Source organism: Lentzea sp. NPDC054927 (assembly GCF_053610285.1).
In genome coordinates, this window is record NZ_JBSGXZ010000078.1 from 1 (window position 1) to 14188 (window position 14188).

Here is a 14188-nt window from a genome sequence, read left to right on the forward strand (position 1 = left end):
CCACCCAACGCAACCACCTACGCAACGCAACTCCGCCCAACGCAACAGGCGTGCCATCAACCCGCCCGTGGCGTAGGGGGCTCTTTTGGGAGTGTCGGGAGTCTGAGGGCAGAGCCCTCAGCCCACACGCTGACGCAGGCGTCCCCCCAAAAGGAAGACCCCCTGAGCCCAAACGCTACTCAGGGGGTCCGACAAGATCAGAAACACTCAAACCACTCAGAACGCCAACTACCTCAGAGCGTCGAGTACAACGGGTGCTTGGCGGCCAACACCTCAACCCGCCCCCGCAACTCCTCAACCGCAGCCCCGGGCTTCAACGCCTCCGCAATCACATCAGCAACCTCAGCGAAGTCCACCTCGCCAAACCCACGAGTCGCCAACGCCGGCGTCCCAATCCGCAGCCCCGAGGTGACCATCGGCGGACGAGGGTCGTTCGGCACAGCGTTGCGGTTCACCGTGATCCCGATCTGGTGCAACACGTCCTCAGCCTGCTTACCGTCCAACTCGGACGAAACCAGGTCCACCAGAACCAGGTGCACATCAGTGCCCCCGGTCAGCACCTTCACCCCAGCCGCGGCGACATCCGCCTGCGACAACCGCTCAGCCAGAATCCGCGCACCTTCCAACGTACGACGCTGCCGGTCAGCGAACTCCGGCGAAGCCGCGTGCTTGAACGCCACGGCCTTGGCCGCGATCACGTGCTCCAGCGGACCACCCTGCTGCCCGGGGAACACCGCCGAGTTGATCTTCTTGGCGATGTCCGCCTCGTTCGACAGGATCACGCCACCACGAGGACCACCAAGGGTCTTGTGCGTAGTGGTGGTCGTGACGTGCGCGTGCGGCACCGGAGACGGGTGCAGCCCAGCGGCCACCAGGCCGGCGAAGTGCGCCATGTCGACCATCAGGTAGGCGTCGACCGAGTCCGCGATCCGGCGGAACTCGGCGAAGTCCAGCTGACGCGGGTAGGCGGACCACCCGGCGACGATCAGCTTGGGACGGTGCTCCGCGGCCAGGCGCTCGACCTCGGCCATGTCGACACGGCCATCCGAGTCAGCGACGTGGTACGGCACGACGTTGTAGAGCTTGCCGGAGAAGTTGATGCGCATGCCGTGGGTCAGGTGACCGCCGTGCGCCAGGTCCAGGCCCAGGATCGTGTCGCCCGGCTGGAGCAGCGCGAACATCGCGGCGGCGTTCGCCTGCGCGCCCGAGTGCGGCTGGACGTTGGCGAAACCGGCGCCGAAGAGCGACTTGATGCGCTCGATGGCCAGGCGCTCGACGACGTCCACGTGCTCGCAGCCGCCGTAGTAGCGGCGGCCGGGGTAGCCCTCGGCGTACTTGTTGGTCAGCACCGAGCCCTGTGCCTGGAGCACCGAGACGGGGGTGAAGTTCTCCGAGGCGATCATCTCGAGGGTGCCCTGCTGGCGCGCCAGCTCGGCGGCAACGGCCTCGGCGACCTCGGGGTCGTACTCCGCGAGGGAGGCGTTGAACTGGTCGGACATCTGGAAGATCTCCCTACTTGGCGCGCTTGTAGAACGGAAGTGCGACGACCTCGACCGGCTGCTTCTTGCCGCGGACGTCGACCAGCAGTGGGGTGCCGGGCTCGGCACTCGCCCTGGACACGTAGGCCATGGCGACCGAGTAGCCCAGCGTCGGGGACAGGGCGCCCGAGGTGACCTCGCCGACGACCTCGTCGCCGTTCAGCACCGCGTAGCCGTGGCGCGGGGCGCGGCGCTCGGGGGTCTTCAGTCCTACCAGGACCGAGTCCACTTCGGACTCCGCCACCTTCGTCAGCGCGTCGCGACCCACGAAGTCGCCCGGCTTCTCGAGCTTCACCACACGGCCCAGACCAGCGTGGTACGGCGTGAGGGAGGTCGTGAGTTCGTTGCCGTACAACGGCATTCCGGCCTCGAGACGCAACGTGTCGCGGCAGCCGAGTCCGCACGGCTTGAGCTCGTGCGCCTCACCCGCGGACAGCAGCGCGGCCCACACGGCGGGCGCGTCGGCCGGAGCCACGAAGAGCTCGAAGCCTTCCTCGCCCGTGTAACCGGTGCGCGCGAGCAGCGCGTCGACGCCGGCCACGGTGGACGGGTACGAGGCGTAGTACTTGACCGTGGACAGGTCGGTGTCGGTCAGCCCGGACAGGATCTCGACCGACTTCGGGCCCTGGATCGCGATCAACGCGTAGTCGGTCGACTTGTCCGCGACCTCGACGTCGAAACCGGCGGCGCGCTCGACGAGGGCCTCGGCGACGACGAGGGCGTTGGAGGCGTTCGCGACGACCATGAACTCCTGGTCGCCCAAGCGGTACACGATCAGGTCGTCGATCACGCCGCCGTCGGCCTGGGTGATCATCGTGTAGCGGGCCTTGCCGACGGCCAGCGCGGAGATGTGGCCGACCAGCGCGTAGTCGAGCGCCTCGCCCGCCTGCGGTCCGGTCAGGACGATCTCACCCATGTGCGTGAGGTCGAACAGGCCCGCGGTGGTGCGCACGGCGTGGTGCTCGGCGAGCTCGCTGGAGTAGCGCAGCGGCATCCGCCAGCCCGCGAAGTCGGTGAACATCGCGCCGAGCTGCTCGTGCTCGGCGTTCAGAGGCGTGAGGCGGGACATCAGAACGCTCCTCCAGGGTGCGCCGAAGAGCCGGACGCGGCCGGCTGAGGCATCAGAAGAATGACACGGTCCATCGGAGACTCCTCACTAGAGCGAGCCTCCCCCTCTGTCATGAGCCTGAGAGCTTCGCCGCGCGGAGCGCGACTTGCACCGTGGGCGAGGCTGCCGAGCAGCCTGCTTTCCAGAGTTGCCTTCGTCGTGCGGTACCTGTACCTGAGAGATTCCGGGGAGGAGTTGCTCCTTCGGCGTCCCCGCTGAAGGGGACTCTCCCGCGCGACATCGACGGCCGTGTTCAGTTGTCAGCCCCAGACGCTAGCAGGCCAAACGTCACAGCGGCACGCCCTGCGCAGTCTTCTCGACCACCTTGCGCTCCGCCCAGAACGACAGGAACGGGATGGTGCCGGCGAGCAGCACGAGCGCGGTGCCCTTGATCGACCAGCGCAGCTTCAGCGCGAGGTCGACGGAAATCACCAGGTAGATGGCGTAGAGGAAGCCGTGGATCGGGCCGACGACCTTCATCGCCCCGCCCATGTCCGCGGCGTACTTGAGCACCATGGCCACGACCAGGAGCAGCAGGAAGACTCCGACCACGTAAGCCATGACCCTGAACCGGGTCAACGCACCCTTCATCTGCCCGCCTTCGCTCAACGACCGTCCCGCGCGTTGAGGTTCGCGAGCATGCGGTTGTAGGCCGCGAGCTCCGCGTCTTCTTCGTCGTCGAAGTACTCGACAGGCGCGGGTTTGACGGCGTCAACGGTAGCCACTGGCCCAGGAGCGGGCGCAACCGGCTCGGGTGCGAGATCCGCGTCACGGTTCTGGCGCGCCAAACGGCGGAAACGCCACACCATGAAGGCCGGGAAGAGGCCGAAGAGCGGCCACTGGAGCACGTAGCCGAGGTTCTGGAACGTGCCGCTGGCGGACTCGAAGCGCTGCCACTGCCACCACGCGAGCCCGCAACAGGCGATCAGTGCGACCAGGCAGCCGAGCCCGATCAACACTCGTTGGGGAGTAAGGAGGCCGCGCACGGCCTCCACACTACTTGGGTGAGGCCTCCGCAGAGGAGGCCGCCCGTGAGGGACGCAGTGTGGATACAGGGCTGCCGCCTCCGACAGCCCGTTCCCACCTATGCCACGCCGTCCCGGCGCTGCCTCTGCAGACGAGCAACACACCAGGCTGCGGCAGAACCGCGGCGAAGGTGCTGGAGAACCGTCATCGGTCCCAGGCGCCGCCCGAGGTCGGCAGGAGACAGGCCAGCCGCGCGGTAGTCGAGCGCGCGCTGGTCCAACGGGCTGATGCCCGCGTCCCACCACTGCTCGGCCTCGGCGACGTCGCCAACCAGCTGCCAGTAGCTCGCCGCGGCGGCGAGCAGTGCCTCGGGTGCCTCCGGCGCCCGCTTGCGCATCGCGGCCACGTAGGCCGGATCCGCCGAGTCGACCTTGACCAAGCCACGCGACGACCCGCCCCTGCTTCCCCGCTGGGCGGGGATGCCAGGCGCCGAGGGGGGAGCCTCAGCGAGCCATGCGTTCTTGATCCGGTTCACCTCCTGCATCTCTGCGTCATCAGACCGTTCAGCCGCCCACTGCTGCAACAGCTCGTGGACCCCGGAGTCCTCGACCATATGTGCCTCCTCGTCGGTCGGGGATCGGCCATTGCAGCGGAAGGTATTCGGTAGGTCTGACAATCGCCAGACCCTGAATCCCCAGAACACCCGTTACCAGTGCGTGATTGGCCTCATTCCACCCATCCGGCTCAACGCGAACGGCCGAAGATCACCCAGGGTCACTAGCTGATCGGCGTTGCCGTCCCGAAGAGGCTCCTGATGAAGGTGATGATCGACTCCGCGCCCTGACGCAGCCAGCCGAGAACCTGCTGCACCGCCGAAGCGGACTGCTCGGGCTGGGTGATCAGGAGGAACAGCACCAGCGCGACGCCCGCCAGCACTAGCACCTTCTTGAGGTTCACAGGTACCTCTCCGTCCATCTCGCTCACCGGTCAGGCGGCGGACCGCCCGTGTCACCCGTCATGGTCCCTCATTCACCCTTGCGATGAACAACGACCACGCCCAACTGCTCCTAGGATCCACCAGCGGCGCACGCCTGCACGACGGCCAATGTCACCCGAATGGCGGCTAAAGAGGGGCCTCAACTGCGCCGATGTCCTGGGCACGAGGTGAACACGGACTCCCTCGCATCCCACAGCTTGGACCAGACACTGTTGCACCGGGCCTCACCCGGATGCCGAACCGCCGACATCACGCTCTGTCACGCCGTCGTGTCTCCATTAATACGCACGCGAGCATTCATCCAATTACTCCTGCCCGCCGCAGTTCCATAATTTGGGCCTCCGCCACACCCATGTCGGCAAGCACTTCCCCGGTGTTCACCCCGGCCGTTACCGGGGGCGCAGGAACCGCCGTCGGGGTGCGGTCGAACCGAGGCGCCGGCGCCGGGTGCAACGACCCCGAGACATCCACGAACGAGGCACGCGCCGCGTTGTACGGATGCCGCGCCGCCTCGGCAGGGGTCAGGACCGGTGCCAGGCACGCGTCCGTGTCCCGCGCGAGGTCCGCCCACTCGTCCCGCGTCCGGGTCTTCACCGCCGCCGCGATGCGTTCGCGCAGCTCAGGCCAGTTCGCCGGGTCGTTGCGCGACGGTGCGTCCTCCAGACCCAGCACGGCCACCAGGTCGGCGTAGAACTTCTCCTCCAGCGCGCCCAGCGCCACGTACCGCCCGTCCGCGGCCTCGTAGACGTCGTAGAACGGCACTCCACCGTCGAGCATGTTCTCGCCGCGCCCGCCCTGCCACATGCCCGCGGACTTCATCCCGTGCAGGAACGTCGTGAGCAACGCCGCCCCGTCGACCATGGCCGCGTCGACCACCTGGCCACGCCCCGAGCGCTCGCGTTCGTACAGCGCGGCGAGCACGCCGAGGGCCAGCAGCAGGCCTCCCCCGCCGAAGTCGCCGAGGAAGTTCACCGGAAAGACGGGCGGCCCACCGGCACGTCCGACGGGGTCGAGCGCACCCGCCACGGCGATGTAGTTGATGTCGTGGCCGGCGCGCTGAGCCAGCGGCCCGTCCTGCCCCCACCCGGTCATGCGTCCATATATAAGGCGCGGGTTGCGGGCCAGACACTGCGCCGGACCGATGCCCAGCCGCTCGGTCACGCCCGGCCTGAAGCCCTCGATGAGCACGTCCGAGCGTTCGACCAGCCGCAACACCAGCTCGGCACCCTCCGGCCTGCGGGTGTCGATTGCGATCGAGCGCCGGTTGCGGGTCAGGAAGTCACCGGGGACCGTCGGGTGGCTGCCGGGCTTGTGCACCTGGATGACCTCCGCGCCGAGGTCCGCGAGCACCATGCAGCCGAACGGCGCGGGAGCGAGCCCTGCCAGTTCGACCACGCGAAGTCCTGCGAGAGGCCCGCTCACAGGGACCTCGCGATGATTTCCTTCATGATCTCGTTCGTGCCGCCGAAGATCCGCTGCACGCGGGCGTCGGACCAGGCACGTGCGATCGGGTACTCGTTCATGTAGCCGTAGCCGCCGAAGAGCTGCACGCACTCGTCGACGACCTTGCCCAGCCGGTCACTGGCCCACCACTTGGCCATCGCGGCGGTCGGGATGTCGAGCTCGCCCTTCAAGTGCTTCTCGATGCACTCGTCGATGAACGCCCTGGTCACGGCTGCCTCGGTGGCGCACTCGGCGAGCTTGAACCGGGTGTTCTGGAACTTCATCAGCTCCTTGCCGAACGCCGTGCGCTCCTTCACGTACTTCAGCGTCACGCCGACGGCCGCCTCGATGCCCGCGATCGAGCAGACGCCGATGATCAGGCGTTCCTGCGGCAGCTGGTGCATGAGCTGGACGAACCCGAGGCCCTCCTGGTCGCCCAGCAGGTTCGCGGCGGGCACCCGGACGTCGTCGAAGAACAGCTCCGCGGTGTCCTGCCCCTTCATGCCGACCTTGTCGAGCACGCGGCCGCGCCGGATGTCGTTCTCCACGACGATCAGCGAGATGCCCTGCGCGCCCTGGGCGGGGTCGGTCTTGGCGACCACGATCACCAGGTCGGCGTGCGCGCCGTTCGTGATGAACGTCTTCGAGCCGTTGATGACGTACTCGTCGCCGTCCCTGATCGCCTTCGTGCGGATGCCCTGGAGGTCGGAGCCCGCGCCGGGTTCGGTCATCGCGATCGCGCCGACGTACTCGCCGGACGCGAGCTTGGGCAGCCAGCGCTGCTTCTGGTCCTCGGAGCCGTACGAGTTGAGGTAGTGGGCGACGATGCCGCTGTGCACGCTGTTGCCCCACGAACTGTCGCCCGCGCGTGCCTGCTCCTCCAACAACACGGCCTCGTGTGCGAACGTGCCGCCGCCGCCCCCGTACTCCTCCGGAATGCTCAGGCACAGCAGCCCGACGTCACCGGCCTTGCGCCACAGGTCGCGGTCGACCTGCTTCTGCTCGGCGAAGCGCTCCTGGTGCGGCGTGACCTCCTTCTCCATGAACGTGCGGGCGAGCTGGCGCAACTGGTCCAGGTCGCTGTCCATCCACCGCGATCGACGCTCTGCCATGCGTTCACGAAACCACCGGGCGGTGATCCACGCCATGACCGGCGCGCCAGGGCGTCACCCGAAAAACTGAGCGAAATTCCCACCCCGTCGGCCAGACTGCTCCGCATGCAGATCCACCAGGTCACGCCGGACGAGTGGCGGCTGTGGCGGGACATCCGGCTGGAAGCGCTGGCCAGCGACCCGGACGACTTCGGCTCGACGCTCGCCCGCGAAGAGGAGTACACCGAGGCGGACTGGCGGGCCAAGCTCGTGGAGGGCGTGCGGCTGGTGGCTCTCGACGACGGGCCGGTCGGGCTGGTGGCGGGCGCGCCGGAGCCGCAGGGCCTCTACCTCTTCTCGATGTGGGTGAGCTCGTCGCACCGCGGCCGCGGGCTCGGCGAAGCGCTGGTCCGCGCGCTGCTGGCGTGGGCGGCGGCAGAGGGCTGGAAGCTCGTCCGGCTGCGCGTGTACGACGACAACCTGCCGGCGCGGCGGCTCTACGAGCGGCTTGGGTTCGTGGACGCGTTCGAGCCGGAGCACATGGAGTTCGTGGTGAGCTAATCGGTCACCCTTCACGGTCATGGCCAGCTCGAGACAGCGGGCCTAGCGTGGGTGCCATGAGCGAAGCCTTGATCTTCGACGCGGTGCGCACGCCGCGCGGCAAGGGGAAGCGCGGGTCGCTGCACAGCGTCAAGCCCGTCGCTCTCGCCGCCGGGGTGCTGCGCGCGCTGTCCGAACGCAACTCCCTCGACACCTCCGCGGTGGACGACGTCGTGTTCGGCGTCGTGTCGCCGCTCGGCGAGCAGGGCGGCGACATCGCCCGCACCGCGGTCCTGGCCGCGGGCTGGGACCAGCGGCCGGCCGGGGTGCAGCTCAACCGGTTCTGCGCGTCCGGCCTCGAGTCGGTGAACCTCGCGGCGGCCAAGGTCGCCTCCGGGTTCGAGGACCTGGTGGTGGCCGGTGGCGTCGAGTCGATGTCGCGCGTGCCGATGGGTTCCGACGGTGGCGCGTGGGCGATCGACCCCGCGACGAACTTCGACCTGTCGTTCGTGCCGCAGGGCGTGTCCGCCGACCTGATCGCAACTCTGGAAGGCTTCTCCCGCACGGACGTCGACGCGTGGGCCGCCCGGTCGCACGTGCGCGCGTTCGAGGCGCAGAAGGACGGCCGGTTCGAGCGGTCCGTGGTGCCGGTGATCGACCAGAACGGCACGGTGGTGCTCAAGGAGGACGAGACGATCCGTCCCGAGTCCACTGTGGAGTCGCTGGGCCGGTTGAAGCCGAGCTTCCAGTTCCACGGCGACCTCGGCTACGACACCGTGGCGATCGACCGCTACCCCACCGTCGAGCGCATCAACCACGTGCACACGCCGGGCAACTCGTCGCAGATCGTCGACGGCGCCGCGGCGATGCTGATCGGCTCCGCGGCGGCGGGGAAGGCTCTCGGACTGACGCCGCGAGCCCGGATCGTGTCCGTCGCGGTCGTGGGCACCGAGCCGACGATCATGCTGACCGGACCGGCGCCGTCCGCCCGCAAGGCGCTGGACAAGGCGGGGCTCTCGGTCGAGGACATCGACCTGTTCGAGGTCAACGAGGCGTTCTCGTCGGTCGTGCTGAAGTTCCTGCGGGACATGGACATCCCCGAGGACAAGGTCAACGTCAACGGCGGCGCGATCGCGCTCGGCCACCCCCTCGGCGCGACCGGCTGCATGATCCTCGGGACGCTGCTGGACGAGCTGGAGCGCCGGGACCTGCGCCGCGGCCTGGCCACGTTGTGCGTGGGCGGCGGCATGGGTATCGCGACGATCATCGAGAGGGTCTGAGATGCCTTTCCACTACGACAAGGACTCAGACGGCATCGTCACCCTGACGATGGACATGTCCGGCTCCGCCAACGTGATGAACACCGAGTACCAGGAGCTGATGGGCGACGCCGTCACCAGGCTCGAGGGTGACGAGATCACCGGTGTGATCATCACGTCCGCCAAGAAGACGTTCTTCGCCGGCGGCGACCTGAACGTGCTGATCGCGATCACCCCGGAGAACGCCTCGCAGGCGCTGGAAGGCGTCGAGGAGCTCAAGTCCCAGCTGCGGCGCCTGGAGAAGCTCGGCAAGCCGGTCGTGGCGGCGATCAACGGTTCCGCGCTCGGTGGCGGTTTCGAGATCGCGCTGGCCTCGCACCGCCGGATCGTGTTGAACGACAACAGCATCCGCGTCGGCCTGCCGGAAGCCACGCTGGGCCTGCTGCCCGGTGGCGGTGGCGTGACGCGCATGGTGCGGCTGCTCGGCGTGCAGAAGGCGTTGCCGTTGCTCATGGAGGGCAAGCAGCTGCGGCCGGAACGCGCACTGCAGGCCGGGATCGTGCACCAGGTCGTGGAGACGCGCGAGGAGCTGATCTCCGAGGCCCGCGCGTGGATCAAGGCGAACCCGGCGCCGACGCAGCCGTGGGACGTGCAGGGCGCGGGTGTGCCGGACCTGAAGTTCGGCGACCCCAACAGTTACGGCCTGCTCGCCGCAGCGCCCGCCGTGCTGAGCAAGAAGTCGCACGGCGTGTACCCGGCGCCGGAGAAGATCATGGCGACCGCGGTCGAGGGTGCCTACGTCGACTTCGACACGGCGTTGAAGATCGAGGGCCGCTACTTCGTGGAACTGGCCTCCGGTCAGGTTTCCAAGAACATGATCACCGCGTTCTGGTTCAACCTCAACGAGGTCAACGGCCGTGCGTCGTCGACGGGCAAGCGCGTGGCCAAGCTCGGCGTGCTGGGCGCGGGCATGATGGGCGCTGGAATCGCCGAGGTGTCCGCGAAGGCCGGTATCGAGGTCGTCCTGAAGGACGTGACCCTCGAAGCCGCCCAGAAGGGCGCTGGAGGCCTGGACGGCGTGAAGCCGACCGACTCCGACGAGGACCTCGCGGGCTGCGACCTGATCATCGAGGCGGTGTTCGAGAACCGCGAGCTGAAGAACAAGGTGCTGGGGGCCGCGGAGTCCCAGGCGCTGCCGGACGCGGTGATCGCGTCCAACACCTCGACACTGCCGATCACCGGACTCGCGACGGCGGTACCGGACGCGGAGCGGTTCATCGGCCTGCACTTCTTCTCCCCCGTGCCGAAGATGCGGCTGGTGGAGATCATCCGCGGCGAGAAGACGTCCGAGGAGACGTTGCAGCGGGCGCTCGACTACGTGCGGCAGATCGGCAAGACGCCGATCGTGGTCAACGACTCGCGTGGCTTCTACACCTCGCGGACGTTCGGCACGTACGTCATCGAGGCGATCTCGATGCTGGCCGAGGGCGTCGCACCGGCGTTGATCGAGAACGTCGCGAAGAAGTCCGGCATGGCGGTCGGGCCGTTGGCGGTGTCCGACGAAGTCACGCTGTCGTTGCAGCTGAAGATCCACGACCAGACGGTCGCCGACGACCCGTCGCTGGTCTCGGACAGCGCGGCCTACGACCTGATCCGCGAGATGGTGGGCTTGGGGCGTGCCGGGAAGTCCACCGGCGCGGGCTTCTACGAGTACCCCGAGGGCGGCAAGAAGTTCTTGTGGCCGGAGCTGGCGACGCGGTACGCGAAGGCCGACGCCGGTGTGTCCGAACAGGACGTTCGCGATCGCCTTTTGTTCGTGCAGGCGCTGGAAACCGTGCGGTGCCTCGACGAAGGTGTGCTGACGTCGGTGGCGGACGCGAACATCGGCTCGATCTTCGGGTTCGGCTTCGCGCCGTGGAGCGGTGGCACGCTGCAGTTCATCAACTCGTACGGCGTGCAGGCGTTCGTCGAGCGCGCGGACTACCTCGCCGACACCTACGGGGAGCGGTTCCGCCCGCCGGTCTCATTGCGCGAGCGGGACAAGTTCTGACGTTTTAGGACGTTTTGGAGATCTTGCGGCCGTCCCTGGGGCGGCCGCATTCTCTTTTCATGAAGAAACTGTTCACTGCAGTCGTGTCCGCTGCCGCCGCGATGCTGGCGCTGGCCGGTCCGGCCTCGATCGACACCTTGCTGCCGAGCACCGACACGGTGGCCGTCGGGGACACCTGGGAGTGGTGAGTCAGGCCCGGTAGGAGCCCGGCGACGACCCGGTCCACCGCTTGAACGCCCGGTGGAAGGCGCTCGCCTCGGAGAACCCGAGGCGCAGCGCCAGCTCCTCCACCGACTCCCCGCCCCGCACCAGCGACGCCACCGCCTGGTCGCGCAGCAGCTGCTCGCGCACCTCGCGGAAGGACGTCCCCTCCGCGGCCAGCCTCCTGCGCAACGTAGGCGCCGACACCCCGAGCTGAGCCGCCACGGCCTCGAGTCCGGTCACCCCGCGCCCGAGCAGCCGCCGCACGTGCCCGGCCGTGTCCGCCCCGTGGTCCCGGCGCGACAACAACTCCGCCGGCGAGTGCCGCAGAAACCGGCGCAGCCCCGCCTCGTCCTGCACGACCGGCATGCGCAGGAACTTCGGGTCGAACGCGATCGCGGTGGCGTGCGCGTCGAACTTCAGCGGGCACCCGAAGATCAGGTGGTACTCGGCGGCGTGCGCCGGTTCGGGGTAGGCGAACCCGGCCTCCTGCAGCGGGATGCGGCGGCCGATCAGCCACGACGAGAAGCGGTGCCACAGCACGAGGAGCGACTCGGTCAGGAAGTGGTCGGGGTCTCCGGGCACGTCCAACTCGAAACGACCGTCGTCGAGCGACAGGTGCAACGGTTCGTCGAAGAGCGCGTAGAAGGCGAGCCCACGGCGCAGCGCCGACTCGAGGTCCGGGCAGTGCACGGCCAGCAGGCACATCATCGCGAACGTGCCGCGTTTCGACGGCCGTGGCCCGAACCCCATGAACTCGTCGTCGAGAACTTCCCAAAGCGTCTGAATGAGCTTCGTGTACTGCGCGGGCGTGACACGCGCACGGTCGTCGGCGAGAAGACTGGCTGGAATGCCCGCACCGCCGAGCACGTCAGACGGCGACGGGCACGCGCGGAGTGCCGCGCGCACGTAGTGGATCGCCACGGTCCGGGTGTGCACGAACAACAGTAAAACGCCACCGGCGGTGACGCGGCTCCGGGGAGAGTTGGAGTCGCGTCACCGCCGATGAAGGCCCACCCAGTGAGCCGTACTCCTCGCCAACGGGGCTTCCGCACGCCCATTGGCAAGGGACGATGTTGTGTCCGTTCCCATAACGTTATGTGGTCTAGACCAAGAATGTCAATAGTGTGAAGAGAGCAAGTCCGCCGCGATGTTTCATGCTTGTTCCAGAGGTGCTACGGCGAAGCCCGCCGAGAAGCGTTGGCACCAGATGACGACACTCCGAATGGCGGAAACGTCCACGCCGGCGGGAATTTCGTACACCTGGTCGCCACGATTTCCCTTCAACTTGCCAAGACTGGTGAATCCCTGACCAAAAGTCTTCTCGGACGCACTGGAGGCATGCGGCGAGAGGTATACGTACAGGTCAGGACCGTCGCTCGTGTCCAGTGCCGCGAACTGGACCGAATGCCCGCCACCAGGCAGTTTGATGAGGCTCGCCTTACCCGTGGTCGCGTGCTCGAGCGAGCGCCACTGGCCCGTCGCGACCTCTTTGGCGGTTTCCGCCGGCTTCTCGACAGGCGCCGGTGCAGTGGCCTGAGCGGTCGTCTCCGCACTCGTCGACACAGGCGCGGGCGGCACGAGCAGCGCGTCGTGCGTTTCGCGGACCGTGAGCAGTCGCCACGGCTGGAACAGGTACAACCCGACACCGAGCGCGACAACCAGCACAACTGCGACGGGGATCAGGAATCGGCGATGCGGCATACCGAAAATACTGGCCCAAACCGGACCGAAAAGAGCTTACGGAGTTGTTAGGGTCCCTGCCGTGGCGACACAGGCGAGGATCGGCCAGGCCGTGCTCGGCGTCCTGATGGTCGGCTGCGCGCTGACCGGCCTGTTCCCCAGACCAGTCCCACTGCTGTTCGCCATCGCAGCAGTAGGCACAGCCAACGCCGCGTTCCCCCTCATGCGCACGTTCGGCTCCGCCCTACTGGGCGGCGTAGCGGCCTCCTCGATCGCCCTCTCCTCGGTCCCGTTCGTCACCTGCTCCTCAGAACGCTTCACCGAGGTGTTCACCTGCTCGGGTGACGCTCCGACGTGGCATCTGACCGGAACCGTGCTGGTGGCAGGCCTTTCCGGGGCCAGTTTGGTACTGGCCCGGATAACAGATCAGTGACGGCGATCACTCAACCGGGGCCATCAAGGAGCCGATAAGGCAAGCAGGTGAGCGTTCTCCTGCAACCGGTCTACCCGGTAATCTGAGCGTGATCGCCCGACTTCCAATCGTGAGCATGTGAGGAGATCTGCTGTGCGCGCACTGTGGGCCGCGGGTGGTTCCGCCGTGCTCGGGTCCGCGTTGCTCGGAGTGCTGGTGGGAATGGCGATCCACGGCGTGGCCGACGACGATCCGCTGAGCAGAACGCCCGAATCCAGCTGGACAACGTCCACCCCGAGATCAACCCAAAGCTCAACCGCAAGCCCCTCCGCCTCCACCACCCAGCCGTCGAGCAGCCCCAACAGCTCAACCCAAAGCACCCAACAGCCGAAGAAAACCACCACCCCACCCCCAGCCGTGACGAACCCGGCCCCACCCCCACCCCAACCAGCCGAAACCACGGCGACCCCAACCTCGTCCGGCTGGCCGTGCAGCCCTCTCAACCCACTGCCGCCACCCACCTGCAAAAACCTGGGCTGACCAGCCCAAACGCAGGCTCACGCAGGGGTCCCCTTCGATTTCAGCTCCCCCGCGACCCAACGTACTCAGCAGGTCTGACACTCCCGCGCGGCCGACACTCACGCGAGTGCTGACACTCCGGCGAAGCTGATCACACGGCGACAAAGTGGCCGGAGCAGATGGCTGGGGCGGGGCGGGGTTGAAGCGAGGCGGACTGGACCGAGGCGGACTGGACCGAGGCGAGCCGCTTCTAGGCGATGGCGAAGCCGAGCTGCCTGAAACGCAAGGTTCCGGTGGGTGGTCCCGTCACGAGTCGTGCCACAGCTCTTGCTGCACGAGGTCAGGGGTGTCAACTCGACACGCGTTTCGTCGAGTTGACAC

Annotated in this window: 15 protein-coding genes and 2 riboswitches; of the genes, 5 read left to right on the forward strand and 10 right to left on the reverse strand. The window is 67.7% G+C overall.

Translation table 11 applies throughout. The annotated features are described in order from the left end of the window. Nucleotides 1–233: 233 nt before the first annotated feature. The 8 genes from glyA to ACWGE0_RS44815 form a co-directional block, all read right to left on the reverse strand. On the reverse strand, nt 234–1499 hold the full coding sequence (gene glyA, locus ACWGE0_RS44780; protein WP_452266942.1) for a serine hydroxymethyltransferase: 1266 nt from the start codon (nt 1497–1499) through the stop codon (nt 234–236). Between the two features lie 13 nt (nt 1500–1512). Beyond that, on the reverse strand, nt 1513–2607 hold the full coding sequence (gene gcvT / locus ACWGE0_RS44785; protein WP_452266943.1) for a glycine cleavage system aminomethyltransferase GcvT: 1095 nt from the start codon (nt 2605–2607) through the stop codon (nt 1513–1515). Between the two features lie 99 nt (nt 2608–2706). Beyond that, a riboswitch (glycine riboswitch) is annotated at nt 2707–2797 on the reverse strand. Between the two features lies 1 nt (nt 2798). After that, nucleotides 2799–2889: riboswitch (glycine riboswitch) on the reverse strand. Between the two features lie 45 nt (nt 2890–2934). Next, a complete protein-coding gene (locus ACWGE0_RS44790; RefSeq protein WP_452266944.1) occupies nt 2935–3237 on the reverse strand; it encodes a DUF3817 domain-containing protein in 303 nt (100 codons plus the stop codon). 14 nt (nt 3238–3251) lie between these two features. Then, nucleotides 3252–3632: a hypothetical protein gene (locus ACWGE0_RS44795; protein WP_452266945.1), complete on the reverse strand. Its 381-nt coding sequence runs from the start codon at nt 3630–3632 to the stop codon at nt 3252–3254. Between the two features lie 98 nt (nt 3633–3730). Then, nucleotides 3731–4225 carry a helix-turn-helix transcriptional regulator gene (locus tag ACWGE0_RS44800; RefSeq protein WP_319969549.1) on the reverse strand — a complete coding sequence of 165 codons (495 nt, stop codon included), beginning with the start codon at nt 4223–4225 and terminating at the stop codon, nt 3731–3733. Between the two features lie 164 nt (nt 4226–4389). Further along, the gene (locus ACWGE0_RS44805) at nt 4390–4569 is read right to left on the reverse strand and encodes a hypothetical protein (protein ID WP_406601601.1); all 180 of its coding nucleotides are present in this window, start codon (nt 4567–4569) and stop codon (nt 4390–4392) included. A gap of 337 nt (nt 4570–4906) precedes the next feature. Continuing rightward, entirely contained in the window at nt 4907–6031 is a 1125-nt protein-coding gene (locus ACWGE0_RS44810; RefSeq protein WP_452266946.1) for a CaiB/BaiF CoA transferase family protein, read from the reverse strand. Next, nucleotides 6028–7164, reverse strand: coding sequence for an acyl-CoA dehydrogenase family protein (locus ACWGE0_RS44815; RefSeq protein ID WP_452266947.1), 1137 nt, complete (start codon nt 7162–7164; stop codon nt 6028–6030). The genes ACWGE0_RS44810 and ACWGE0_RS44815 overlap by 4 nt, the downstream gene beginning before the upstream one ends. 105 nt (nt 7165–7269) lie before the next feature. Here ACWGE0_RS44815 and ACWGE0_RS44820 point away from each other — a divergent pair, with 105 nt between their 5' ends. From ACWGE0_RS44820 to ACWGE0_RS44835, 4 genes are read left to right on the forward strand one after another with little or no spacing between them, the layout of a single operon-like run. Then, nucleotides 7270–7704, forward strand: coding sequence for an N-acetyltransferase family protein (locus ACWGE0_RS44820; protein ID WP_452266948.1), 435 nt, complete (start codon nt 7270–7272; stop codon nt 7702–7704). Nucleotides 7705–7760: 56 nt separating this feature from the next. Then, entirely contained in the window at nt 7761–8963 is a 1203-nt protein-coding gene (locus ACWGE0_RS44825) for an acetyl-CoA C-acetyltransferase (protein WP_319969544.1), read from the forward strand. A 1-nt stretch (nt 8964) separates the two neighbouring features. Continuing rightward, nucleotides 8965–10992, forward strand: a complete 2028-nt coding sequence (locus tag ACWGE0_RS44830) for a 3-hydroxyacyl-CoA dehydrogenase NAD-binding domain-containing protein (RefSeq protein WP_452266949.1) — start codon at nt 8965–8967, stop codon at nt 10990–10992. A 59-nt stretch (nt 10993–11051) separates the two neighbouring features. Then, on the forward strand, nt 11052–11180 hold the full coding sequence (locus ACWGE0_RS44835; protein WP_319969542.1) for a hypothetical protein: 129 nt from the start codon (nt 11052–11054) through the stop codon (nt 11178–11180). Nucleotide 11181: 1 nt separating this feature from the next. Here the strand turns inward: ACWGE0_RS44835 and ACWGE0_RS44840 are convergent, their stop codons facing one another. Further along, nucleotides 11182–12132 (reverse strand): AraC family transcriptional regulator, encoded by a 951-nt coding sequence (locus ACWGE0_RS44840; protein ID WP_452266950.1) that lies wholly within the window; start codon nt 12130–12132, stop codon nt 11182–11184. A 216-nt stretch (nt 12133–12348) separates the two neighbouring features. Then, entirely contained in the window at nt 12349–12861 is a 513-nt protein-coding gene (locus tag ACWGE0_RS44845) for a DM13 domain-containing protein (protein WP_452266951.1), read from the reverse strand. A gap of 97 nt (nt 12862–12958) precedes the next feature. Here ACWGE0_RS44845 and ACWGE0_RS44850 point away from each other — a divergent pair, with 97 nt between their 5' ends. Next, a complete protein-coding gene (locus tag ACWGE0_RS44850) occupies nt 12959–13309 on the forward strand; it encodes a hypothetical protein (RefSeq protein ID WP_093597143.1) in 351 nt (116 codons plus the stop codon). Nucleotides 13310–14188 lie beyond the last annotated feature (879 nt).

Bases quoted from the DNA above. Each gene is read 5' to 3' on its own strand.
- ACWGE0_RS44830 (WP_452266949.1), top strand. From the start codon at position 8,965: ATGCCTTTCCACTACGACAAGGACTCAGACGGCATCGTCACCCTGACG.
- ACWGE0_RS44790 (WP_452266944.1), bottom strand. From the start codon at position 3,237: ATGAAGGGTGCGTTGACCCGGTTCAGGGTCATGGCTTACGTGGTCGGA.
- ACWGE0_RS44815 (WP_452266947.1), bottom strand. From the start codon at position 7,164: ATGGCAGAGCGTCGATCGCGGTGGATGGACAGCGACCTGGACCAGTTG.
- ACWGE0_RS44825 (WP_319969544.1), top strand. From the start codon at position 7,761: ATGAGCGAAGCCTTGATCTTCGACGCGGTGCGCACGCCGCGCGGCAAG.
- ACWGE0_RS44800 (WP_319969549.1), bottom strand. From the start codon at position 4,225: ATGGTCGAGGACTCCGGGGTCCACGAGCTGTTGCAGCAGTGGGCGGCT.
- gcvT (WP_452266943.1), bottom strand. From the start codon at position 2,607: ATGTCCCGCCTCACGCCTCTGAACGCCGAGCACGAGCAGCTCGGCGCG.
- ACWGE0_RS44820 (WP_452266948.1), top strand. From the start codon at position 7,270: ATGCAGATCCACCAGGTCACGCCGGACGAGTGGCGGCTGTGGCGGGAC.
- glyA (WP_452266942.1), bottom strand. From the start codon at position 1,499: ATGTCCGACCAGTTCAACGCCTCCCTCGCGGAGTACGACCCCGAGGTC.
- ACWGE0_RS44835 (WP_319969542.1), top strand. From the start codon at position 11,052: ATGAAGAAACTGTTCACTGCAGTCGTGTCCGCTGCCGCCGCGATGCTG.